Source organism: Erwinia sp. SLM-02, assembly GCF_037450285.1.
Classification (GTDB): Bacteria; Pseudomonadota; Gammaproteobacteria; order Enterobacterales; family Enterobacteriaceae; genus Erwinia.
Map to the genome: position 1 here is coordinate 115,662 of NZ_JAQISN010000003.1, position 22,626 is coordinate 138,287.

The window sequence follows — 22,626 nt, forward strand, 5'->3', positions numbered from 1 at the left end:
CGCAGAGGGCGCTGTGGGAAAATAATCAAACAAGACCCATAAATTAAGGAACGGATCATGGCTAATGAAGCATTTTTGGCAGAGCAGCGTGAAGAAACGCGACTGATTATTGAAGAGCTGCTGGAAGACGGCAGCGATCCTGATGCGCTGTATACGATTGAGCATCATTTTTCCTGTGACAGCTTCGACGCGCTGGAGAAGGCGGCGGTGGAAGCGTTCAAACTGGGCTATGAAGTCACCGAGCCGGAAGAGCTGGAGCTGGAAGACGGCACTACCGTGATGTGCTGCGATATTCTGAGCGAAGGCGCGCTGAATGCGGATCTGATCGACAAGCAGGTTGAACAGCTGGTGGATCTGGTGGCGAAATTCAACGTTGACTACGACGGCTGGGGCACCTACTTCGAAGATCCTGATGCTCAGGACGAAGATGAAGACGGTGAAGATGAGGCTGACGACGAGGAAGATAACGGCGTACGTCACTAATCCCGCATAGTGCACGCCGCAGGCTCTCTGCGGCGTGATGGTTCTTTCCTCTCTGGTCCGAATGATGAATATCGAACATCTCCTTGCCCCCATTCACGGCTTTCTGCTTTGCCGCACCCCGCAGGCGTGGATCGACGAAGCGCGTAAACCGCAAAATCTGGCCCTGCTGTTAACCGATCACCTGGTCTGCGAGCTGAAAGCGGCGCAGACGGCGATGTGGCTGATCCGTAAATACGTGGCGGATAAAGCCAGCGGCGATGCGCTGCTGGCGTGGCTGAAGCCATGGGAAAACTTCGTCCACAATTCGCACAGCGACCTGACGTTTCTTGAGCAGCACCGGGCGCTGTCTAAAACTATCATTACCCGTGAAGAAGCCCCCTACGGCGACGAGCTGGTGGATAAAATGGTGCTGCTGATAAAAGAAGAGCTGCATCATTTTTATCAGGTGCTGGAGATTATGCAGGCGCGGGGCATTCCCTATGCGAAAATTACCGCCAGCCGCTATGCCAGAGGGCTACTGCGTGAAGTGGCCACCTATGAGCCGCAGACGCTGGTGGATAAGCTGATCTGCAGCGCCTACATCGAGGCGCGTTCCTGCGAGCGCTTTGCCAGCCTGGCCCCGTATCTTGACGACGAGCTGTCGGCTTTCTACGTCTCGCTGCTGCGTTCGGAAGCGCGGCACTATCAGGATTATCTGGCGCTGGCGGAGTTGATCTCAGGGCAGGATATCAGTGCGCGGGTACGGAAGATTGGTGAAACCGAAGCGCGTTTAATTAGCGAGCCGGATAGCGTACTGCGTTTCCATAGCGGGGTGCCGGATTTTTAATTTATCGCTGGTTAGCTGGTTAGCTGGTTAGCTGGTTAGCTGGTTAGCTGGTTAGCCTGGGAGTACGGAGAGCGGCCTCTGCGGCTGCCGGACGGTCCTCGCGCCGCTTCGCGGTGCCTTCGGCTTCGGCTGCGGGCCTGTCGGATCGGCACAGAGCGGGCGTCCTGCCCGCGCTGCGCCTGAGCCCAGCATCCCTGCTGGTCTCTCCGGTCCCACAGCCTGCTCCTCAGCGCTGCGAATTGTCCGTCAGCCGCAGAGGCCGCTCTCCCTTCACATAAGGTGCACGTTTTTCCGGGTAACACAGACTTTATTTGCCGACGGGCTGTTGGTCGGTGTGTCCGTTTTTCCAGGCAACGCAGAAGTTTATCAGCGGACTGGCGGTGGCTTCGGTCGGAGCATCCGCAGCGCTGAACGGAGAGAGGAAGCCAGGATTCGCCCACACGGACGTGGGCGAAAGGCACGGCCTGGGCAGGAAGCCCAGTCTGTGGCGGTCCGACAGGCTGACGAGCGAAGAGAAGGAACCGCGGCGCGGCGCGAGGACCCGCCCGACCGAAGCCACCGCCAGTCAGCGGGCGCGCCGGCGTTCAGGCAACTCAGGCAACTCAGGCAACTCAGGCAACTCAGGCAACTCAGGCAACTCAGGCAACTCAGGCAACTCAGGCAACTCAGGCAAAATCAAAGCGCCTTCAGCATCGTGACTTCGCAATCCACATGCCCGGTATAACCCATCGGGCCATCAATATGCTGGAACCCCAGATGCTCATACAGGCGGATGGCGCGGGTCAGTGATGCGGTGGTTTCCAGATAGCAGCGCTTAAACCCGCGCTCACGTCCATATTCCAGCGCCTGAAGCGCCAGGTTACGCGCCACGCCAAGACCGCGCGCCTCCGCCAGGAAATACATCTTCTGCAATTCGCAGACGTCAGGATCGCCACCCTGCAGCGGAGCCAAACCACCACCGCCAACCACTTTCCCTTCAACCTCCACCACCCAGTAGGCGCTGTTCGTTTCGCTGTAAAGCTCATACAAACGATCCAGATTCGGGTCGGATACCGTGTAGCCTTTATCCGCCGTTAAACCAAATTCAGCAGAAACCGTGCGGATCACCGCAGCAATATGGGGATTATCAGCAAGTGTAATTGGGCGTACTTGCACAGTCAGGGTCGATTGGGTCGCGGTTGTCATAAATCAGGCTCATAGCAGTTCGGCAGCAGGTAGTGTAATAACATTGCTGACGCAATGATGCAATGCACGGCAGAGTGATATCCCCACTGTGCCAGGCTAAATCTGAATGATAACTATTCCATTGTTTGACTATTAGTGCCATGCTTAAATAGCAGGCAGTAATACCGCTTTCACATTCTGAATTATTATTACGCTCTCTTATTTTCAGGAAGAAAATCTAATGGAAAACAATACCTCGCAACCTCAGCGCCATCCGGTGCTGTTTCACGGTCGCTCTGGCGAATATTTCTCAATCTGGTTAGTTAACGCATTATTGACCATGATTACGCTGGGGATATATTCCGCCTGGGCTACCGTGCGCCGTCGTCGCTATTTCTATGGCAATACTGAAATCGCCGGCGATCGCTTTGATTATCATGCCCGGCCGATCAATCTCCTTATTGGTCGCATTATTGTTTTTATTGGTCTGGTGCTGTTCTTTATTATCTCCTCGATTTCCCCGGCCCTGACCCTGATAGCCATGCTGGCCTTCTTTGCCCTCATCCCGTGGATAGTGATCCGCAGCTGGCGCTACAACGCGCTGATGAGCAGCTTCCGCGGCGTGCGTTTTAACTACCACTGCCGTATTGGCCGCGCATACTGGACGATGTACATGGCACCGGTGCTGATGATTCTGGCGCTGCTACTGGTGGTCGGCATGATCGGCGCAGCGGGTGCAACCAGCGGTAACATCAGCACCACGATGACCGTCGGTGTGATTTGCTTCGTGCTGTATCTGGTGGGGCTGGCGGCAATACAGGGGACCGTGGCTGCACTGAACCACGATCTGTATATCAATAATATGGCGTTTGGTCAGCTGCCGTTTAAGGCCGAGCTGAGCAAAAAGACATTTATTAAAATGGTGCTGATCGGCTTCCTGATTATGCTGCCGTTTTTGATTGTGGCGGGTCTGCTGATAGGTTCGTTATTTGCCTCAATCATTTATGCTTCTGCAATGGGCGTCAGCGATCCGGAGATGCTGGGTAATATGATGGCCGGCAACGTGCTGAATATTTTCCTGACCTTCCTGGTCATTCTGTTCGGGGGCTTAGTCTCTTCCGCTTATTTAGTGGTGGCGCAGCGTAATTATGTGTTCGGTCAGACCCGACTGGGCGATAAGCTTCGTCTTAAGTCAACGTTATCCACGGGTGCCTTCCTGGCGCTGACGCTGACCAATACGCTGATCGTTATTTTCACCCTCGGACTGGGGACGCCAATTGCTGAAATCCGTCTGGCGCGCTATCTGGCTAAAAGCACCGAGCTGGAAGGGGATATCTCGCTGGATGAAGTCATGGCCCACCATGACTCGGCCCGTACGGCGGTGGCAGAAGAGGTCGTTTCCGCTTTCGATATTAACGCGGGAATCTGATTTTGCAGCTTAACGGCTATTATCAGTCTCCCGGACGGGCAGCTCGCGAGGCTGCCCGTCTCACATTGCACGAGCGTCATCTGGTGCTGGATTGCCACGAGCAGCGGCAAACTGAATTGCTCAATGCCATCACCGTATCCGATGCGCTGGGGACTATCCCGCTGACGCTGACCTTCGCCGACGGCGGGCGCTTTGTGCCGGAGGACGATGCGGCCTTTCGCCAGTGGTGGCAGCAGCGCCACCGTCCGGGGCTGGTGCATCGTCTGGAGCGGCACCGTCGCGGCGTCGGGCTGACCCTGTTGGCCACGCTGGCCGCTATCGCCCTCTATATCTGGGTGATCCTGCCTGCTGCCAGCACCGCGCTGGCTTCAAATATGCCGGCTTACGTTGAGCGACAGGTGGGGCAGCAAACCCTGCTGCTGTTACGTAGCAGCGGCTTTAGCGACGGCAAACTGACGCCGGAGCAGCAGCAGCGTATGGAACGCCTGTTTCTGGCTGTTATTCCCGGCGAGATGAAGCAGGACGCGGTACCGCTGCGGCTGAAGGTTATGCATTTCGACGGCGGAGCGAATGCTTTTATGCTGGCGGACGGTACGCTGGTGGTGAGTGACGAGCTGGTTCGGATGGCGAAAAGTGACGATGCGCTGGCGGCGGTGATGCTGCATGAGATTGGCCATCATCGTTATCGCCACCCGATGCGGATGCTGGTACGTTCGTCGCTGATATCGCTGAGCTACATGTGGCTGACCGGCGACGTCAGCGGCATTGGTGACACGCTGTTGCAGTCGGCGGCGTTTGTGCATCAGATGCAGTTTTCGCGCGGCATGGAACGGGAAGCGGATGCGTATGCCATTACGCAGATGAAGGCGCAGGGGCGTTCTCTGGCGGCGATGGCGGAGATTTATAGCCAGCTTCAGCAGTCGGGCGAGAAGGAGAGCGGGGGGCTGAGTTTACCTGAATGGATGAGCACTCACCCGGATATGCCGGAGCGGATTAAGGGGATTCGGGCGGCGGAATAGGGTACAGGCTTGCCGTCTGGGATACCGGTGTCTGGCTGGCGGGCTGTGCTCCCGGTCGGGCCGGTCCTCGCGCCGCTTTGCGGTCCCCTCGCTTCGTTCGTCAGCCTGACGGACCGGCACAGACGCGCGTCCTGCGCGGCTGTGCCTTTCGCCTGCGTCCTTGCAGGCGAATCCTGGCTTCCTCTCTGCACTCAGCGCTGCGGATTGCCCGACCGGGAGCACAGCCCGCCCGCTTAGTCGTTCAGGTGCGGACTTCAGGAACGATTATTGCTGCTCTGGCTTTCTCCAGCATCCTTGCAGGCGAATCCTGGCTTCCTCTCTGCACTCAGCGCTGCGGATTGCCCGACCGTGAGCACAGCCCACCCGCTTAGTGACTTCAGAGCCGCTCGTCGGTTGCTTCTGATGCCAACTGAAGTGATGCCTTTTCGCCCTTAAACGGTGTTTTAAAAGCCAGCAGGATGGATGAAGTGGGTCCGTCCCGGCGGCCGGTGGGTAATCCGCAGCGCTGAGGTGCAGGCAGCGGGCCCGGAGGCGACAGCATGGATGCGGGCGCCAGGCCAGGCGCGGGCAGGACGCCCGCTCCTGGCCGGTCCGAAAGGCCGGATGCCGAAGCCGAAGGCACTGTGCAACGCACGGCGCGAGGACCGCCCGCAGGCCGCCGGGATGAGCCCACACTCCCCATACTTACAGCCGCTCCCCTAAAATTACAGCTACGTCCGGGGTCTATGCTCACGCCTTATAGCTAGAGTCACATTCAGCCTTGGAACGGCCCCCCGCAGCCGTAAAACGCCAAAAAAAACCGCCATCAACAGACGGCGGTTTTTAATCTTCAGACTCGCTGAGAAAACTTACAGCGCGGCAATCACGCCCTGCTGCTCAATCAGCTTGATCTTGGCCTGCTCGAAGTCCGCCAGGCGCTCACGCTCCTTGGCGACAACCGCTTCCGGCGCACGGGCAACAAAACCTTCGTTCCCCAGCTTGGCGGTAATCTTCTCCATCTCCACGTCAATCTTGCCCACTTCCTTCGCCAGACGCTCCAGCTCGGCGGTTTTATCCACCAGCTCGGCCATCGGGATCAGCAGCTCGGCACCCTCAACCAGCTTGGTTACCGACACCGGGCCTTTATCTCCGGCAGGCAGCAGCTCCAGCTTATCCAGACGCGCCAGCGTCTTCAGGAAGTTGTGGTTTTCAGTCACGCGGCGGGCCGCCTCATCGCTGGCTCCGCGCAGCAGCACATCCAGCGGCTTGGCCGGGGAGATGTTCATCTCGTTGCGAATATTACGCACCGCGACAATCGCCTGCTTCAGCCACTCGGTATCCGCCATTGCCACGGCATCCACGCGCGCCGCATCGAACTCCGGCATCGGCTGCAGCATGATAGTGTCGTCGCTGATGTTCTTCAGCACCTTCACGCGCTGCCAGATGGTTTCGGTGATAAATGGAATAATCGGATGCGCCAGGCGCAGCAGCGATTCCAGCACCGTCACCAGCGTATTACGCGTGCCGCGCAGCTGGGCTTCGGTGCCGCCGTTCATCACCGGCTTGGCCAGCTCCAGATACCAGTCGCAGAACTGGTTCCAGGTGAACTCGTACAGAATGCCGGCAGCGATATCAAAGCGATAGCTGTCCAGCGCATCGCGGTAGGCTTTCACCGTCTGGTTAAATTCAGCCAGGATCCAGCGGTCCGCCAGCGACAGCTCCAGCTCGCCGCCGTTAAAGCCGCAGTCGTGCTCTTCGGTGTTCATCAGCACAAAGCGGCTGGCGTTCCACAGCTTGTTACAGAAGTTGCGGTAGCCTTCCAGGCGCTTCATATCCCAGTTGATGTCGCGACCGGTTGAGGCCAGCGCCGCCAGGGTAAAGCGCAGGGCGTCGGTGCCGTGCGGTTCAATACCGTTCGGGAACTGCTTCTCGGTACGCTTGCGGATTTTCTCCGCCAGCTGCGGCTGCATCATATTGCCGGTGCGTTTTTCCAGCAGATCTTCCAGCGAAATACCGTCAACCATATCCAGCGGATCGATAACGTTACCCTTCGACTTGGACATCTTCTGCCCTTCATCGTCGCGGATCAGGCCGGTCATATACACGGTCTTGAACGGAACCTGCGGCTTGCCGTCTTCGTCCTTGATGAAGTGCATGGTCAGCATGATCATGCGCGCAATCCAGAAGAAGATAATGTCGAAGCCGCTGACCAGCACGCTGGTTGGGTGGAAAGTGCGCAGCGCTTCGGTATTCTCCGGCCAGCCGAGGGTGGAGAAGGTCCACAGCCCGGAAGAGAACCAGGTATCCAGCACGTCTTCGTCCTGGGTCAGCACCACGTCGTCGGCGATATTGTTTTCCGCACGCACTTCGGCTTCGGTACGCGCCACGTAGACGTTGCCTTCTGCATCGTACCAGGCCGGGATGCGGTGGCCCCACCACAGCTGACGCGAGATGCACCAGTCCTGGATATCACGCATCCATGAGAAGTACATGTTTTCATACTGCTTAGGCACGAACTGGATGTCGCCGTTTTCTACCGCTTCCACCGCAACTTTCGCCAGCGGTGCGGTACGCACGTACCACTGATCGGTCAGCATCGGTTCAATTACCACGCCGCCGCGATCGCCGTAAGGGACGGTCAGATCGTGCGGTTTGATTTCGTCCAGCAGGCCCAGTTCGTCCATCGCGGCCACAATGGCTTTACGCGCGGCAAAGCGCTCCAGCTTCTGGAACGCCAGCGGAATCTCGGTCCCGTGGTCGTCGCACTCTTCACCGTTGGTATCAAACACCTGAGCGGATTCGCGGATATCACCGTCGAAGGTCAGGATGTTGATCATCGGCAACTTGTGGCGGCGGCCCACTTCGTAGTCGTTGAAGTCGTGCGCCGGGGTGATCTTCACGCAGCCGGTGCCTTTTTCCATATCGGCGTGCTCGTCGCCAACGATCGGAATACGGCGGTTAACCAGCGGCAGCACGAGGAACTTGCCGATCAGATCTTTATAGCGCGGATCTTCCGGGTTTACGGCCACGCCGGTATCACCGAGCACGGTTTCCGGACGGGTGGTGGCAACGACCAGGTAGTCTTTACCGTCGGCGGTTTTCACGCCGTCGGCCAGCGGGTAGCGCAGGTGCCACATCGATCCTTTGGATTCGCGGTTCTCCACTTCCAGATCGGAAATGGCGGTGCGCAGTTTAGGATCCCAGTTAACCAGGCGCTTGCCGCGATAGATCAGGTTCTCTTTGTGCAGGCGAACGAACACCTCTTTCACCGCGTTGGACAGGCCTTCATCCATGGTGAAGCGCTCGCGCTCCCAGTCAACCGAGTTGCCTAGGCGGCGCATCTGGCGGGTGATGGTGCCGCCGGACTCTTCCTTCCACTGCCAGATTTTTTCGATAAACGCGTCGCGGCCGTAATCCTGACGGGTTTTGCCTTCTTCGGCTGCGATTTTGCGCTCAACCACCATCTGGGTGGCGATACCGGCATGGTCGGTCCCCGCCTGCCACAGGGTGTTTTTCCCCTGCATACGCTGGTAGCGGATCATGGTGTCCATAATGGTCTGCTGGAAGGCGTGACCCATATGCAAGCTACCGGTGACGTTCGGCGGCGGGATCATGATGCAGAAGCTTTCCTGGCTGGTGTCGCCATTCGGTTTGAAGTAGCCCTGCTTTTCCCAGTGCTCGTAAAGCGGCTGCTCGATATCTTGCGGGTTATATGTCTTTTCCATGTTCTGCTATGTCGTTGGTGGCAAGGGCGGCGTTGCCGTATTCAAGTGGAATCCAACGCTGCGATACACTTTGTAGCGATCGCGCGCCAGCTGTTTCAAAGATTCTTCATAGGGTACGAAGTCTATCACTTCATAGAAAGCGGTGGCAAAATCTGCAAACTGCGGCAGCAGGCTGATCAGCAGATCGCGCGGCGCATTGCCGCGACGCTGCGGCCAGGCCAGCTCGACCGGCGCGCCGTATTTCGGGCCTTCACCGGCCAGATTATGCGGCACAAAGGCGCTGGCAGGTCGCTGCCACAGCGCTTCATCCAGCCGGATGGCCTGCGCTTCGTCTTCACAGGCTATCAGCACGCGTTTGCCGTCACGCCAGCGGGCCTCCGCCAGATCGCAGACCAGCGCTTCCTGCGCGCTCAGCCCGCCGACCGGCGTATCGGTTTCCAGCAGATAGAACGTTGCGTTTTTCATGCATCTGGCCTGGTTGGAGAAAAAACAGCAACGGCGGATCGGAGTCCGCCATTGCAGGGTTATATTATCAGCAGCGGGCGAAGGGTGCATCCGCCCGGGCGGGAAGCGGTCTGGCCTCCCGCCCGATGCTGTTAATCGTCGCCGTTCAGACCGGCGCGGTTAAGCAGGAACTGAGAAAGCAGCGCAACGGGACGACCGGTTGCCCCTTTCGCTTTACCGGAGCGCCAGGCGGTACCGGCAACGTCAAGGTGCGCCCAGTTGTACTTACGGGCAAAGCGCGCCAGGAAGCAGGCGGCGGTAATCGCTCCGCCGGGACGGCCACCAATGTTTGCCATATCGGCAAAGTTGGAGTCCAGCTGCTCCTGATACTCGTCGGCCATCGGCAGACGCCACGCGCGGTCACCGGCCTGTTCAGACGCGCCGATCAGCTCGTGCGCCAGCGGGTTGTGGTTCGACAGCAGGCCGCTGATATGGTGGCCCAGCGCGATCACGCAGGCCCCGGTCAGCGTGGCCACGTCAATCACCACTTCCGGCTCAAAGCGCTCAACGTAGGTCAGCGCGTCGCACAGCACCAGGCGGCCTTCGGCATCGGTATTCAGCACTTCTACCGTCTGGCCGGACATGGTGGTCAGCACGTCGCCCGGACGATAGGCGCGGCCACCGGGCATGTTTTCACAGCCCGCCAGCACGCCCACCACGTTCAGCGGCAGATTCAGTTCGGCGACCATGCGCATCACGCCGTACACCGACGCCGCGCCGCACATATCGTACTTCATTTCGTCCATCGCTTCGCCCGGCTTCAGCGAGATGCCGCCGGTATCGAAGGTGACGCCTTTACCGACCAGCACAATCGGGCGCGCTTCCGCATCCGGGTTGCCTTTGTACTCAATCACCGACATCAGGGATTCATTCTGCGAACCGGCACCGACGGCAAGATAGGCGTTCATCCCCAGCTCTTTCATCTGCTGTTCGCCGATGACGCGGGTGGTGATGTTTTTGCTGTAGGCGTCGGCCAGCTGACGCGCCTGTGAAGCCAGGTAGGCGGCATTACAGATATTCGGTGGCATATTGCCGAGGTCTTTCGCTGCCTTCACGCCGGCGGCAACCGCCAGACCGTGCTGGATAGCGCGTTCACCGCTGGTCAGCTCGCGGCGGGTTGGCACATTGAACACCAGCTTGCGCAGCGGGCGGCGTGGCTCAACCTTGTTGCTTTTCAGCTGATCGAAGCTGTAAAGCGTCTCTTTCGAGGTTTCAACCGCCTGGCGTACTTTCCAGTAGGTGTTACGTCCTTTAACGTGCAGCTCGGTGAGGAAGCAAACGGCTTCCATCGAACCGGTGTCGTTCAGGGTATTGATGGTTTTCTGAATGACCTGCTTGTACTGGCGCTCGTCCAGCTCTCGCTCTTTGCCGCAGCCAATCAGCAAAATACGCTCAGAGAGAATGTTTGGCACATGGTGCAGCAGCAACGTCTGCCCCACTTTCCCTTCCAGTTCACCACGGCGCAACAGGGCGCTGATGTAGCCATCGCTGATTTTATCCAGCTGTTCAGCAATCGGTGACAGCCGGCGCGGTTCGAATACGCCCACCACAATACAGGCACTGCGCTGTTTTTCCGGGCTACCGCTTTTTACACTGAACTCCATGCACTCTCCTGAATCTTAAAGACAACGGCGCTTGCTGCGGCTAGTATATGTCGCTTCCGTAACGAAAAGTGCCGTTGCGTAAACGTCGTTTAGTCACGAACGTCAGATTGAGTTTCGGTGATAATTTTATGTTTTTTCATCACCAGAACGCGATTTATTGCCATACTATTTTAGCTATGACATGGCCATTGATGAGAAAAAATGGCGTATAAGCGATGAAACTAGCGATTTTCCTGCAAAAAGACAAGTTTTCACAGGCGTATTCAGCGTGATCATCATTAGATATCTGGTTCGGGAAATGCTTAAAAGCCAGCTGGCTATCCTGTTCATCCTGCTGCTGATCTTCTTTTGCCAGAAGTTAGTCAGGATTTTAGGAGCCGCGGTTGATGGCGAAATTCCAACAAACTTAGTACTGACATTATTGGGCCTTGGCGTGCCGGAAATGGCACAACTTATCCTGCCACTGAGCCTGTTTTTAGCCATTTTGATGACGCTTGGTCGGTTATACACCGAGAGTGAAATCACCGTGATGCACGCCTGCGGTTTGGGCAAAAACGTGCTGGTTAAAGCGGCGATGGTGCTGATGCTGTTTACTGCGCTGCTGGCGGCGGTGAACGTCGGCTGGCTTGGCCCCTGGTCATCGCGCCATCAGAGCGAAGTGATGCAGAACGCCAAGGCTAACCCCGGCGCGGCAGCGCTGGCCGCGGGCCAGTTCCAGCAGTCCTCGGACGGCCAGTCGGTGCTGTTTATTGAAAACGTGAAGGGCAACCGCTTTGACAGCGTTTTCCTCGCGCAGCTGCGGCCGAAAGGCAACGCCCGCCCGTCCGTGGTGGTGGCCGACCACGGCCATATGAATCAGCGCGCCGACGGCTCCCAGGTAGTGACGCTGGATAACGGTACCCGCTTTGAGGGCACCGCGATGCTGCGTGATTTCCGCATCACCGATTTCAAAAACTATCAGGCCATCGTCGGGCATCAGACCGTCACGCTGGATCCGAACGATTCTGAACAGGCGTCGCTTTTAGCCCTCTGGCAGTCGGATAAAGCTGATTTCCGCAGCGAGCTGCACTGGCGTCTGACGTTGATCTTCTCGGTGCTGGTGATGGCGCTGATGGTGGTGCCGCTCAGCGTGGTCAACCCGCGTCAGGGGCGCGTGCTGTCGATGCTGCCTGCGATGCTGCTGTATCTGGTGTTCTTCCTGCTGCAAAGCTCCCTGCGCTCCAGCGGCGGCAAGGGCCGCATCGATCCGGCCGTCTGGATGTGGGCGGTTAACCTTGGCTATCTGGGGTTAGCGGTGCTGCTGAATATGTGGGATACGGTGCCGATGCGTCGTCTGCGCGCGCGGTTTAACAAAAGAGGCACAGTCTGATGTTTGGCGTTCTTGACCGCTATATCGGTAAAACGATATTCAACACCATCATGGCGACGCTGTTTATGCTGGTGTCGCTCTCCGGCATCATCAAATTTGTCGATCAGCTGCGCAAAACCGGGCAGGGCGAATACACCGCCGCCGGCGCCTGGCTGTATACCGTGCTGAGCGTGCCAAAAGATATCGAGATCTTCTTCCCGATGGCGGCGCTGCTCGGCGCGCTGCTGGGCCTTGGTACGCTGGCACAGCGCAGCGAGCTGGTGGTGATGCAGGCCTCCGGCTTTACCCGCCTGCAGATTGCCGCTTCGGTGATGAAAACGGCGATCCCGCTGGTGCTGCTGACCATGGCGATCGGCGAGTTTGTCGCTCCGCAGGGTGAGCAGATGGCGCGTAACTACCGCGCTCAGCAGCTGGTGGGCGGCTCGCTGCTCTCCACGCAGGGCGGGCTGTGGGCGAAAGACGGCGATAACTTTATCTTTATCGAACGTATTCGCGATGACAACCAGCTGGCCGGGATCAGTATTTACAGCTTTAACCACGATCGCCGCCTGCAGTCGGTGCGCTATGCGGCTTCGGCCAAATACAACGCCGAGAAAAAGGTGTGGGAACTGGCGCAGGTTGACCAGTCTGACCTGACCGATCCTGAACAGGTGAAGGGCAGCCAGACGCTGGGCGGCGAGTGGAAAACCTCGCTGACGCCGGACAAGCTGGGCGTGGTGGCGCTGGATCCGGAGGCGCTGTCGATTCGCGGGCTGTATAATTACACCAAATATCTTGAGCAGAGCGGGCAGACGCCCGGCCGCTACCAGCTGAATATGTGGAGCAAAATCTTCCAGCCGCTGTCGGTGGCGGTGATGATGCTGATGGCGCTGTCGTTTATCTTTGGCCCGCTGCGCAGCGTGTCGATGGGCTTCCGCGTGGTGGTGGGGATCAGCTTCGGCTTCCTGTTCTACGTGCTGGACCAGATTTTTGGCCCGTTAAGCCTGGTTTACCATATTCCGCCGCTGCTGGGCGCGCTGCTGCCGAGTGCGGCGTTCTTCGCCCTCAGCGTGTTCCTGCTGCTGAAGCGGCGGTAGCGCTGGCGTAGATATTGCGTGATAAAGAAGGGCCGGTATATCCGGCCCTTTTCGTTTATTGACTGCTCTAGTTCCAGCTTCCGGCCTCAGCTCCTGCCCCGGCTAACTCTGCCGCAACGGCTGATTATGGCGGCGAACGTCCGCGCTGGATCCAGTCTCAGCCCTGCTATTTCTGCCGAATCTGCTGATTAATCGCCGCAATCATCCGCTCCAGGTTGTGCATTGCCCGCACGCCGTCTTCAATGGTCGGCGCCTGGCTGCTTTCGCCCTTCATCCCGCGGAACACATCGCGCAGCAGCGCGTGGTAGCCCTTATGATCCTCATTCGCGGCGGCGGTAAAGTTCGGCGTCCAGCACAGGGTATCGCTGGCGTTATCCAGCCGCGCCAGCTCATCCTCGGCCTTGAACGGCGGGTCGCGATGCCAGGCCACGTTAATTACATTATTCACCTCAATGCGCTGGTGGTTGCCCATCACGGTGATGCTTTCCATCGGCGTGCCGCGCGACTGCACGGTGCCCATTACCAGCGTACCGATCGCGCCGTTGGCAAAGGCCATATTCAGATGCGCCAGCAGGTGGCCGGGGCGATGCTCCAGCGCCCTGGCCTGCAGGTCGACGATTTCCGCACCGACCAGCCACGGCATCAGATCCATATAATGCACGCAGTGATGCAGGTAGAAGCTGGTGTAGTCCACCGCCCCGCTGAAGTAGCCCGGCGCGGTCATATAGTTACCCTGGAAGCCGAGCACATCGCCGAAGTCGCCGCTGCGCAGCACGTTTCCGGCGATCTTGTTGCCGGTGGAGTAGCGTTTCATAAAGCCGACGTAAGCCGCCACGCCGGTGCTGCGCGAGGCGGCGGCAATCGCCTGCGCCCCCTCGGTGCTGCCGCCCGGCGGCTTCTCAATAAACACCGGCAGCCCGCGCTTCAGCGCCGCAATGGCAAACTCCTCGTGCTGCTGCGGCCCCACCGCCATGCCGATGGCATCCAGCCCCGGGTGCGCCAGCAGCTGTTGAAAATCGCTGTACACCGCCGAGACGCCGTAGTGCCGGGCCACGTCCTGCGCGGCCTGCGGATTCAGGTCGCAGACCGCGCCGAGGGTCACGTTGTTGGGTGCCAGCTGCGGCAGCAGCATCTGCGTTGCGTGTCGGCCGCAGCCGACCCAGCCAATGGTTAAACTCATCCGGCCACTCCTGCAAAGGTTAAAGAGGATTTTACCAGCGCCAGCCCGGCGCGTAATTTTTCTGATTCATCTTCATGCGGTGCGCGCCAGTGGGCGATCGGCAGACCCACCCGCCAGTCGTCGCGGCGGAACGGCTCCAGCGACACCGGGCCGCGATAGTCGACGTCGTGCAGGGCGCGCATCACCTCGGCCCAGTTGACGTGGCCGGTGCCGGGGAAACCGCGATGGTTTTCATTGGCCTGGAAGTGAACGATGCGTGAACCGGCGGCGCGAATGGCGCCCGGCAGGCTGCTCTCTTCCATATTCATATGGAAGGTATCCAGCAGCAGCCCCAGCGCCGGATGGTCAACGGCATCCACCACCTCAATCCCCTGCGCCACGGAGCAGACGATATCGGTTTCAAAGCGGTTCAGCGGCTCCAGCGCCAGCGCCACGCCGCCGTCGGCGGCCTGCGGGGAAACCTGACGCAGGGCGCTGACGGTGGCCTCAAGACGGCGGGCAATCTGCGCATCGTCCGCCGGCGTGGGCGCGCGCCCGGCAAACACCAGCGGTTCACCGTACAGCGGGCCGCCAACGATAGTGGCTCCCAGCTGCGCGGCGCTGTCGATGCAGTAGCGCAGGTAGTCGATACCGCCCTGGCGCGCGGCGGGGTTTTCACTGGCGATGCTGCGCTGCATATTGACCCTGGCCGCCAGTACCACGCCCAGCCCGCTGTCGGCCAGCGCCTGGCGCACTTCGTGCAGATTGAGCTGGTCTTCCGGTTCGGGAACCAGCAGCTCAATAAAATCGAAGCCCAGCTCGCGGATATGGCTGAACAGCGACAGATCCTTGCTTAAAAACGGACGAACAAACTGCATTGAAATAATGCCAACCGGGTTATTCATTACATCCTCCTGCACCGTCAGCCTTTGACGGCGCCTTGTGTCATGCCACTGATTAAACGTTTTTGTACGATAAGGAACAGGACGGTCGCGGGCAGGGCGCCGATAATGCCGCCCGCGCTGAGCAGTCCCCATTCGATCTGGTATTCGCCGATCAGCTTCTGAATGGCGACGGTAATGGTTTTGACGTTGCGCCCGCCGAGGGTCAGGGCGTAGAGATACTCGTTCCAGGCGGTGATAAAGATGTAGATGCCGGTGGCGATCACGCCCGGCGTGCAGAGCGGCAGCACCACTTTCCACATCGCCTGCAGGCGGCTGCAGCCGTCGGTCATCGCCGCTTCATCCACCGATTTGGGAATGCCGTTGATGTAGCTGGTCATCATCCAGATAGAGAACGGAATGGCGACGGTGGAGTTGGCGATAATCAGCCCCAGATGCGAGTCCAGCAGGCCGAGCTGCTTCATCAGCACGAACAGCGGCAGGATCAGCAGCACCACCGGGAACATATTGATCACCAGGAACTGCATCAGCAGCACCCGCTTGCCGCGAAAGTTAAAGCGCGAGAAGGCATACGCCGCCGGGATACTCAGCAGCAGGCCGAGCACCACGGTGCCGCCCGCCACGATGGCGCTGTGCATCATGTTTTCCAGAAAACCAACGCGGGCAAACAGGTTGGTGAAGTTTTCGAACGTCGGATGGCTGATGCCCGGCCCGGTGGTGAACAGCCGCTCTTTCGGCGTGATGGCGGTGAAAAACATCCAGATGTAGGGGCCAAGCGTGAACGCGAGGATCGCCAGCATCGGCAGATGTATCGTCAGCAGGCGCTTCGGCAGGGATTTGTTAATCACCATTATGCAACCCTCCGCATGGTGCGGCGCAGGTAGATCACCACCAGAACCAGCAGCATCAGGGTGAAGCTCACCGCCAGCGCGGAGCCGTAGCCGAAGTCCAGGTTGGTGCGCGCTTTGATAAACGAGTAGAGCGGCAGGGTATAGGTGGCATAGCCGGGGCCGCCGCCGGTCATCACGAAGATCACATCGATCGAGTTGGCGACCCAGATAATGCGCAGCAGCACGGCGGTCAGCAGCACGCCGGAGATCCCCGGCAGCGTAATGTGCCAGAACTGCTTCCAGCGCCCGGCCCCGTCCAGGGAGGCGGCTTCATAATAGCTTTGCGGGATCGACTGCAGCGCGGCGAGGATCATCACCGTAAAGAACGGGAAGCCCTGCCAGGTCAGCGTCAGGATCACCGCATACAGCGCGGTATCCGGGTTTGACAGCCAGCCGATCGAGGTGGTGATCAGCTTCATGCGCAGCAGGAAGTCGTTCAGCACGCCGTAGTTCGGATCGTAGATCCACGCCCACATCAGCGCGATCACCACGCTGGGCAGCGCCCACGGAATGATGATCAGCGCGCGGGCCAGCGGCCGCCAGAAAAACTGCTGGTTAAGCAGCAGCGCGGTGACCAGCCCCAGCAGCAGCTGGGCGGGAATGGTCACGCCGATCCAGATCGCCGTGTGTTTCAGCGAGGTCCAGAACACCTCGTCGGCAAACATCTTATACCAGTTATTCAGCCCGCTGAAGGTAAAGGCTTTCGGCTTCCACAGCACGTAGTCATGAAAGCTCATCCACGTGGCCTGCACCATCGGCAGGAAGACAATCGCCAGCGTCACCAGCACCGCCGGAGAGAGCAGCGCATAGGGCAGCACGCGCCTGGCCAGCCCGGTACGACGCAGCCGGGGCGGGGCGAGAGAATTTTCCATCACCATAATCACACCTCAAAGTGGCGGTTCGGCCGGCGCTATTGCTGGCTGAACAGGGATTCGATTTTGCTGTTCATCTGCTCAACGGTGATCTGCCCCAGCAGCGCCTGCTGCATGTTGACCGGCCAGACGGTGTTGATGAAGTCAGAGAGCTGCGGCGTATTGGGGTAGTCGTGGGCGTCCGGCAGCGAGTTGACGGTGGCGTCGATAAAGCGCTGCGGATGGGTTTTCCACGTTTTGGTGTCGCTTTTGGTCACCGGCAGCTGCCCGGTAGCGCGGTTAAACTGCGCGTTGTTCTCGTGGCTGGAGAGGAAGGCGATCCACTTCCACGTGGCCTCTTTATCGGCGGCGGTGGTGAAGATGGCGTTCGATTCCACGGCGATCGGCGCCCAGCGCTTTTCATTGCACGCCGGTAGCGGCACGGCGGAAACCTTATCGCCCAGCACCGCCACCAGATCGTTAGCCGAGCCGATATGGTGGATGGTCATCGCGGTTTTACCCGCTTTAAACGCGCCGATCACGTCCTTGAAGCCGTCGGTGGTGGCGGAAGGGGGGAACTCACCGGCTTTGTAGGCATCGACGATGCGCTGGCTGGCCTGCAGCACGGCCGGTTTGGTCAGCCCGCCCTTGCTGAATTCGCCGCCTGCCGGCATCACCAGCGGTGCCCACATATCCTGGCCGCCGACGCCGCCGCGGAATCCGAAGCCGTAAATATCGGTTTTGCCGTCGCCGTTGGTGTCCTGAGTTAATTTCTTAATATCGGCATAAAACTCATCGCAGGTCTTTGGCGGCGTCAGTCCGGCCTTTTCGAAATAGTCGGTGCGGTAATAGAGGTAGGAAACGATATATTGCACCGGCAGGTAATACTGTTTATCCATGCCGCCGCGGGCAATATCCACCGTATTTTCCAGCAGGTCGCTTTTGCCGGACCACTTACTGATGTAATCATCCAGCGGCTCCAGCACTTCCATCTCCTGCAGGCGCGGCAGGGCGAAGCTTTTCACCATCGCGGCATCCGGCGCGTTGCCGCCCACCAGCGACGTATAGAGATTATCGTAATAGCTGTTCCACGGAATATTCTCCGCGTCGATCTTAATTCCCGGGTTGGCTTTTTCGAATTTGGTAATTAAATCCGACATGGTGTTGTCGGCATTATCCAGGTGATACCAGTAGTGGACGGTGGCGGCCTGGCCGGCGGTAGCCGACAGGCAAAGGGTGGCCGCTAACGTCAGCGATGACATTACTCGTTTCATTTCTTGTGCTCCTGATTATTTTATAAGTTTGCAGGATAGCTGTAGGGTTCAGTCGCGATTCAGCGCGTCAGGTGATGCCAGGCATGGGCCGCCTCCTTGTGTGCCGTCACTGCCGCGGGCAGGCGCAGGGTCATCTGCATAAAACCGTGGACCACGCCGGGGACGATGCTCAGGCGATCGTCGCGCCCCAGCGCGTGCAGGCGGGCGGCGAACAGCTCGCTGTCGCTGCACAGCGGATCGATTTCTGCCGCATTCAGCCACAGCGGCGGCAGCGCCTTCAGCGCCGCATCGCTGGCGTGCAGCGGGGCAATCAGCGGCTGCTGGCGCGCCACCGTATCCGGCTGATACCAGTGCCAGTAGCGCTGCATTTTTTCGCGGGTCAGCCCCGGGCCGCCGGCGAACTGTTGATAGGAGGCGGTAGTAAAATCCGCGCCGTACACGCCGTAAAACAGCAGGCCGCAGCAGGGGCGAACGGCGTCTTCCGGCAGGGAGAGCATCAGCGCCACGGCCAGATTGGCCCCGGCGCTGTCACCGGCCAGCCCCAGGCGCTGGCGGTCCAGATGCGGAAACAGCGCGCCGCTGCTGAGCTGCTGCCACAGGCGCTGCGTGTCCTCCAGCCCGGCGGGATAGGGATGTTCCGGGGCCAGGCGGTAATCAAACAGAATGACCGGCACGCCGCTTTCGGCGGCCAGTACCCGTGCACTGCGCTGGTGGCTGGCGGCGCTGCAAAACGCCCAGCCGCCGCCGTGAACGTAGACGATCGCCCCCGGCCCGGCGTTCTCCGGGGTGTACAGCGTACCGGTTATTGTCGGCTGCCCGGTTTCTGCCAGCGTAAACGGCGTCACCTGCGCCATCGGCGGCAGCTGCTGGTTCCAGCGCCGGTTGCCGCGCTCCGCCTGCGCCCGCCCCTCAGCGGGGGAGAGCGTGGTCGGGTCCGGCAGCCCGGCATCTTCCTGCTGGAGTTCACGCAGCAGCGCGGCCATTTCCGCCGAAGGCACTCCGTTCAGGCTCACAGCAGTTTCCCCGCGTCCGGCTGGGTCAGGTCCGGCCCGAAATCTACGGCGGTGCGGATATGGTGCGACAGGCAGGCGACCAGCGCCGCGCTGTCTCCGCCGTCGATGGCGTCGATCAGCAGGTGGTGGCGCTCGGCGCTGTCCAGCAGCCGCGAGGTATCGCCGCCGCCGCAGTGCAAAATTTTATACCGGTGGTTGTGCACCAGGCAGCGCTTGAGGATCGGCTCCACGTTGGGCAGCTGCGCGCAGCTGTAAAGCCGCAGGTGGAATGCGCGGTCGTAGCAGGAGAGCAGGTACTCATCCCCGGCGCGGGCGGCGGCGATCATCGCCTCGATATCCTTCAGTAGCAGGGTGCGCAGCTGAGCGCGGGCGTCCGCCGTCAGTTCCAGCACGCGCGATACGGCGCGGCACTCAATATCGTGGCGGATGTGGATCATTTCTATCGCTTCCTGTTCGGTGCAGGGCGAGATTTGGGTTCCCCGGTGTGGCTGACGATGAACCAGACCTTCCTGCTGGAGCGCCAGCAGCGCCTCGCGCACCGTGCTCTGGCTGTAGCCAAAGCGCTGCGCCAGATCCAGCTCCAGCACCACCGACATCGGCGGCAGGATGCCGAGCACGATCTGCTGCTGCAACAGCTCGAACAGCGCGCTGCTGCGGCGGCCGATATCGCTGATTTTTCCAGGAAGTGTGCTCAGGTTAAAAGTTTCAATCGCCATTTTTTATTAACACTTGTTTAACGTTATCGATAACGATATTTATACTTACGAGCAAAAAACATGCAATGTACGGTTCTGAAAATGTGATCGACCCGGAAAAATAAAAATCGGGAGATGACTTACCTTCACTCTGCATGGTCGTCTGGAAGTCTGCGGTATCCCGGCCATGACCTGGAACGATGAGGCAACAACCATGGCAGTGATTTCACTGGAAAAAATTACCAAGCGTTACGAGCATATTCAGGCCATTCACGGTATCGATCTGCATATCGAAGACGGTGAGTTCGTCGCCTTTGTTGGCCCGTCCGGCTGCGGCAAAAGCACCCTGCTGCGGATGATCGCCGGGCTGGAGGAGATCTCCGGCGGCCTGCTGCGCATCGGCGATGAGGTGGTGAACCACCTGGAGCCGAGCGAAAGGGAGATTGCGATGGTGTTCCAGGACTACGCGCTCTATCCGCATATGACCATCGCGGAGAACATCGCTTTTGGCCTGAAAATGAAAAATAACGATCGCGAAGATACCCGCCAGCGGGTGGAAGAGATCGCCAAAATGCTGCAGCTGAGCCATCTGCTGGCGCGTAAACCCGGCCAGCTCTCCGGCGGTCAGCGTCAGCGTGTGGCGATGGGCAGGGCGATTATCCGCCGCCCGCGCGCCTTCCTGTTCGATGAACCGCTTTCCAACCTGGACGCCAAGCTGCGTGTGGATATGCGCATTCAGATCAAGCGCCTGCACGCGCTGCTGAAAACCACCACCATCTACGTGACCCACGATCAGGTGGAGGCGATGACGCTGGCGGACCGGGTGGTGATCCTGCGCGAGGGGCGCATCGAACAGGTGGGCACGCCGATGGAGGTGTATAACCACCCGGTGAACAAGTTTGTCGCCGAGTTTATCGGATCGCCGCAGATGAACATGCTGGAAGTGGAAGTGCAGCAGCTGACCGGCGGGCCGGTGCTGAAGTTTGGCCGCTGCGAGATCCCGCTGCGCTCGGTTGAGGCGGAGCACGGCACCCGGCTGCTGATGGGCATTCGCCCGGAACACCTGGAGCCGCCGCGCTTTGGCGTGCGCAGCGAGCGCATTCCGCTGCCGGCGCTGGCCGATGTGATTGAGCCGCTGGGTTCCGATACGCTGGCGCTGTGCCGCGTGGAGGAGCAGGAGCTGACCGCGCGCCTGACGCCGGGGCGCGTCAGCCAGCCGGGGGATTTCGTCGAGCTGTCCATCGACCCCGCGCAGATCCACCTGTTTGACGATAACGGGGCGCTGGTGCCGTTTACCCACCTGGACGGTGGGCTGCACACCCCGTTCCTCTACAGCGCCGAGTACAGCCAGCAGCAGATCGCCCGGCACAGCTAAATGGCACGGTCTAAATCAGCATCGGGATCAGCGACAGCAGATAGAGCAGCAGGCCGATCGCGCCGCCGACCAGCGTGCCGTTGATGCGGATGCGCTGTAAATCGCGGCCGATATTCAGCTCCACCTGGTGCGACATATCCGCCGCGTCCCAGCTTTTGACCGTGTCGCTGATATGGCGGCTGAGGAAGTCGGAGAACTCCGGTGCCACGCCCGCTGCCGCCTCTTCCAGATGCTGGTTCAGCGAGCTGCGCAGAGTGGCATCCTGCATAAGCGTGTCGCCGAACCACTGCCCGGCGGCGCTGACCTTCTCGTGCAGGCGGGAGTCCTCGCGGCTGAGATCCTCCTTCAGCCAGCCGCGCAGGTCGCCCCACAGCTGGGCGATATAGCCGTTCAGCGCCTCGTCCTCTTTCAGATAGCGCTTCACCTCTTCGGCCTTCTGCGCCATTTCCGGATCGGTTTTCAGCCGCACGATCAGCCGCTGTACCGCGCGGTTAAAGCCCTGTCGCAGGGCGTGGGTGGGATCGTTTTCTATCTCGCTGAGAATCGACTGCACCGCGCTGGCCGCCAGATCGGCACTCTTTTCCCCCAGCCATTCGCTGGGCAGCATTTTTTCCTTCAGCGGGTGCTCGCGCTTCAGCCAGCGCACCACCTGCAGGGCGATAAACTCGTGGGTGCCGGGGCGGTTAATTAGCTGCAGCACCTGGGCGAGGGCGTCATCCAGCAGCTGCTGGTGGCGGTTATTTTTGGTCAGGCTTTCCAGGATCAGCGCCGACGACTGGCTGAGATCCACCTTGTCGATCGCCTTGTGGATCGCCTGGCGCATAAACTGCTGGATGCGCCGGTCGTCGGCCAGGTCGAGAAAGCCGCGCACCAGCTTCAGCAGATAGCCGCTGAGCCGCGCGGCGTTCTCCGCTTTGCTCAGCCATTCGGCCACGATCCGCGCCGGATCGTGGCGGCGGATCAGTTCCAGCAGCGATCCGGTGTTGAGGAATTTATCCTGCACGAACAGCGCGAGGTTATCGGCAATACGATCCTTGTTGCGCGGAATGATCGCCGTGTGGCGACCGACCAGCGGGATCGGCACCCGGCGAAACAGCGCGCTGACCGCGAACCAGTCCGCCAGCGCGCCCACCATCGACGCCTCGGCCACCGCCTTCAGCCCGCTCACCCACAGGCTCGGCGGGTAGTACAGCGGCCAGATCAGCGTGGCGATAAACAGCAGCGCCGCGCCCCCCAGTAACAGCAGCGGCAGGCGCTTTGCCTGCCTCAGTTCACGTTCTTTATCCATA

19 protein-coding genes are annotated in these 22,626 nt (G+C 59.8%); 7 read left to right on the forward strand and 12 right to left on the reverse strand.

The window, feature by feature from the left end:
- Nucleotides 1-57 precede the first annotated feature (57 nt).
- Together rraB and miaE are read left to right on the forward strand one after the other, a co-directional pair.
- Complete coding sequence (gene rraB, locus PGH32_RS17410; RefSeq protein WP_105592974.1) at nucleotides 58-483, forward strand: ribonuclease E inhibitor RraB; 426 nt, start codon at nucleotides 58-60, stop codon at nucleotides 481-483.
- A gap of 64 nt (nucleotides 484-547) precedes the next feature.
- Nucleotides 548-1,309, forward strand: a complete 762-nt coding sequence (gene miaE / locus PGH32_RS17415) for a tRNA isopentenyl-2-thiomethyl-A-37 hydroxylase MiaE (protein WP_314424378.1) — start codon at nucleotides 548-550, stop codon at nucleotides 1,307-1,309.
- A 675-nt stretch (nucleotides 1,310-1,984) separates the two neighbouring features.
- Here the strand turns inward: miaE and PGH32_RS17420 are convergent.
- Nucleotides 1,985-2,494 carry a GNAT family N-acetyltransferase gene (locus PGH32_RS17420; RefSeq protein WP_337894673.1) on the reverse strand — a complete coding sequence of 170 codons (510 nt, stop codon included), beginning with the start codon at nucleotides 2,492-2,494 and terminating at the stop codon, nucleotides 1,985-1,987.
- A gap of 220 nt (nucleotides 2,495-2,714) precedes the next feature.
- Here PGH32_RS17420 and PGH32_RS17425 point away from each other — a divergent pair, with 220 nt between their 5' ends.
- Entirely contained in the window at nucleotides 2,715-3,902 is a 1,188-nt protein-coding gene (locus PGH32_RS17425) for a YjgN family protein (protein WP_337894674.1), read from the forward strand.
- A gap of 2 nt (nucleotides 3,903-3,904) precedes the next feature.
- Nucleotides 3,905-4,921 (forward strand): M48 family metallopeptidase, encoded by a 1,017-nt coding sequence (locus tag PGH32_RS17430; protein WP_337894675.1) that lies wholly within the window; start codon nucleotides 3,905-3,907, stop codon nucleotides 4,919-4,921.
- Between the two features lie 848 nt (nucleotides 4,922-5,769).
- On the opposite strand, the gene PGH32_RS17435 is transcribed toward PGH32_RS17430, so the two are convergent.
- The 3 genes from PGH32_RS17435 to pepA form a co-directional block, all read right to left on the reverse strand.
- Nucleotides 5,770-8,625: a valine--tRNA ligase gene (locus tag PGH32_RS17435; protein WP_337894676.1), complete on the reverse strand. Its 2,856-nt coding sequence runs from the start codon at nucleotides 8,623-8,625 to the stop codon at nucleotides 5,770-5,772.
- Between the two features lie 6 nt (nucleotides 8,626-8,631).
- Nucleotides 8,632-9,090 carry a DNA polymerase III subunit chi gene (locus PGH32_RS17440; RefSeq protein ID WP_105592979.1) on the reverse strand — a complete coding sequence of 153 codons (459 nt, stop codon included), beginning with the start codon at nucleotides 9,088-9,090 and terminating at the stop codon, nucleotides 8,632-8,634.
- Nucleotides 9,091-9,221: 131 nt separating this feature from the next.
- Nucleotides 9,222-10,733 (reverse strand): leucyl aminopeptidase, encoded by a 1,512-nt coding sequence (pepA, locus tag PGH32_RS17445; protein WP_123336198.1) that lies wholly within the window; start codon nucleotides 10,731-10,733, stop codon nucleotides 9,222-9,224.
- 268 nt (nucleotides 10,734-11,001) lie between these two features.
- Between pepA and lptF the strand changes: the two genes are divergently transcribed.
- Entirely contained in the window at nucleotides 11,002-12,102 is a 1,101-nt protein-coding gene (gene lptF, locus PGH32_RS17450) for an LPS export ABC transporter permease LptF (RefSeq protein WP_314424359.1), read from the forward strand.
- Complete coding sequence (gene lptG, locus PGH32_RS17455; RefSeq protein WP_314424357.1) at nucleotides 12,102-13,178, forward strand: LPS export ABC transporter permease LptG; 1,077 nt, start codon at nucleotides 12,102-12,104, stop codon at nucleotides 13,176-13,178. The genes lptF and lptG overlap by 1 nt, the downstream gene beginning before the upstream one ends.
- Before the next feature lie 166 nt (nucleotides 13,179-13,344).
- Here lptG and PGH32_RS17460 read toward each other — a convergent pair whose 3' ends face one another.
- From PGH32_RS17460 to PGH32_RS17490, 7 genes are read right to left on the reverse strand one after another with little or no spacing between them, the layout of a single operon-like run.
- Entirely contained in the window at nucleotides 13,345-14,358 is a 1,014-nt protein-coding gene (locus PGH32_RS17460; RefSeq protein ID WP_337894677.1) for a Gfo/Idh/MocA family protein, read from the reverse strand.
- Complete coding sequence (locus PGH32_RS17465; RefSeq protein ID WP_337894678.1) at nucleotides 14,355-15,242, reverse strand: sugar phosphate isomerase/epimerase family protein; 888 nt, start codon at nucleotides 15,240-15,242, stop codon at nucleotides 14,355-14,357. The genes PGH32_RS17460 and PGH32_RS17465 overlap by 4 nt, the downstream gene beginning before the upstream one ends.
- 17 nt (nucleotides 15,243-15,259) lie before the next feature.
- The gene (locus tag PGH32_RS17470; protein WP_314424349.1) at nucleotides 15,260-16,090 is read right to left on the reverse strand and encodes a carbohydrate ABC transporter permease; all 831 of its coding nucleotides are present in this window, start codon (nucleotides 16,088-16,090) and stop codon (nucleotides 15,260-15,262) included.
- Nucleotides 16,090-17,007 carry a carbohydrate ABC transporter permease gene (locus PGH32_RS17475; RefSeq protein WP_199735243.1) on the reverse strand — a complete coding sequence of 306 codons (918 nt, stop codon included), beginning with the start codon at nucleotides 17,005-17,007 and terminating at the stop codon, nucleotides 16,090-16,092. The genes PGH32_RS17470 and PGH32_RS17475 overlap by 1 nt, the downstream gene beginning before the upstream one ends.
- Before the next feature lie 32 nt (nucleotides 17,008-17,039).
- Nucleotides 17,040-18,254 carry an ABC transporter substrate-binding protein gene (locus PGH32_RS17480; RefSeq protein WP_337894679.1) on the reverse strand — a complete coding sequence of 405 codons (1,215 nt, stop codon included), beginning with the start codon at nucleotides 18,252-18,254 and terminating at the stop codon, nucleotides 17,040-17,042.
- 59 nt (nucleotides 18,255-18,313) lie between these two features.
- Nucleotides 18,314-19,267: an alpha/beta hydrolase gene (locus PGH32_RS17485; protein ID WP_337894680.1), complete on the reverse strand. Its 954-nt coding sequence runs from the start codon at nucleotides 19,265-19,267 to the stop codon at nucleotides 18,314-18,316.
- The gene (locus PGH32_RS17490) at nucleotides 19,264-19,983 is read right to left on the reverse strand and encodes a GntR family transcriptional regulator (protein ID WP_123336215.1); all 720 of its coding nucleotides are present in this window, start codon (nucleotides 19,981-19,983) and stop codon (nucleotides 19,264-19,266) included. The genes PGH32_RS17485 and PGH32_RS17490 overlap by 4 nt, the downstream gene beginning before the upstream one ends.
- Nucleotides 19,984-20,176: 193 nt before the next feature.
- Here PGH32_RS17490 and PGH32_RS17495 point away from each other — a divergent pair, with 193 nt between their 5' ends.
- Nucleotides 20,177-21,337 (forward strand): ABC transporter ATP-binding protein, encoded by a 1,161-nt coding sequence (locus tag PGH32_RS17495; RefSeq protein ID WP_105593113.1) that lies wholly within the window; start codon nucleotides 20,177-20,179, stop codon nucleotides 21,335-21,337.
- Nucleotides 21,338-21,347: 10 nt separating this feature from the next.
- On the opposite strand, the gene PGH32_RS17500 is transcribed toward PGH32_RS17495, so the two are convergent.
- Complete coding sequence (locus PGH32_RS17500) at nucleotides 21,348-22,625, reverse strand: DUF445 domain-containing protein (RefSeq protein WP_337894681.1); 1,278 nt, start codon at nucleotides 22,623-22,625, stop codon at nucleotides 21,348-21,350.
- Nucleotide 22,626 lies beyond the last annotated feature (1 nt).

What these genes read in the sequence shown, in the direction of transcription:
- rraB (WP_105592974.1), top strand. Translation starts at nt 58, where the DNA reads ATGGCTAATGAAGCATTTTTGGCAGAGCAGCGTGAAGAAACGCGACTG.
- miaE (WP_314424378.1), top strand. Translation starts at nt 548, where the DNA reads ATGAATATCGAACATCTCCTTGCCCCCATTCACGGCTTTCTGCTTTGC.
- PGH32_RS17420 (WP_337894673.1), bottom strand. Translation starts at nt 2,494, where the DNA reads ATGACAACCGCGACCCAATCGACCCTGACTGTGCAAGTACGCCCAATT.
- PGH32_RS17425 (WP_337894674.1), top strand. Translation starts at nt 2,715, where the DNA reads ATGGAAAACAATACCTCGCAACCTCAGCGCCATCCGGTGCTGTTTCAC.
- PGH32_RS17435 (WP_337894676.1), bottom strand. Translation starts at nt 8,625, where the DNA reads ATGGAAAAGACATATAACCCGCAAGATATCGAGCAGCCGCTTTACGAG.
- PGH32_RS17440 (WP_105592979.1), bottom strand. Translation starts at nt 9,090, where the DNA reads ATGAAAAACGCAACGTTCTATCTGCTGGAAACCGATACGCCGGTCGGC.
- pepA (WP_123336198.1), bottom strand. Translation starts at nt 10,733, where the DNA reads ATGGAGTTCAGTGTAAAAAGCGGTAGCCCGGAAAAACAGCGCAGTGCC.
- lptG (WP_314424357.1), top strand. Translation starts at nt 12,102, where the DNA reads ATGTTTGGCGTTCTTGACCGCTATATCGGTAAAACGATATTCAACACC.
- PGH32_RS17460 (WP_337894677.1), bottom strand. Translation starts at nt 14,358, where the DNA reads ATGAGTTTAACCATTGGCTGGGTCGGCTGCGGCCGACACGCAACGCAG.
- PGH32_RS17465 (WP_337894678.1), bottom strand. Translation starts at nt 15,242, where the DNA reads ATGAATAACCCGGTTGGCATTATTTCAATGCAGTTTGTTCGTCCGTTT.
- PGH32_RS17470 (WP_314424349.1), bottom strand. Translation starts at nt 16,090, where the DNA reads ATGGTGATTAACAAATCCCTGCCGAAGCGCCTGCTGACGATACATCTG.
- PGH32_RS17475 (WP_199735243.1), bottom strand. Translation starts at nt 17,007, where the DNA reads ATGGTGATGGAAAATTCTCTCGCCCCGCCCCGGCTGCGTCGTACCGGG.
- PGH32_RS17480 (WP_337894679.1), bottom strand. Translation starts at nt 18,254, where the DNA reads ATGAAACGAGTAATGTCATCGCTGACGTTAGCGGCCACCCTTTGCCTG.
- PGH32_RS17490 (WP_123336215.1), bottom strand. Translation starts at nt 19,983, where the DNA reads ATGGCGATTGAAACTTTTAACCTGAGCACACTTCCTGGAAAAATCAGC.
- PGH32_RS17495 (WP_105593113.1), top strand. Translation starts at nt 20,177, where the DNA reads ATGGCAGTGATTTCACTGGAAAAAATTACCAAGCGTTACGAGCATATT.
- PGH32_RS17500 (WP_337894681.1), bottom strand. Translation starts at nt 22,625, where the DNA reads ATGGATAAAGAACGTGAACTGAGGCAGGCAAAGCGCCTGCCGCTGCTG.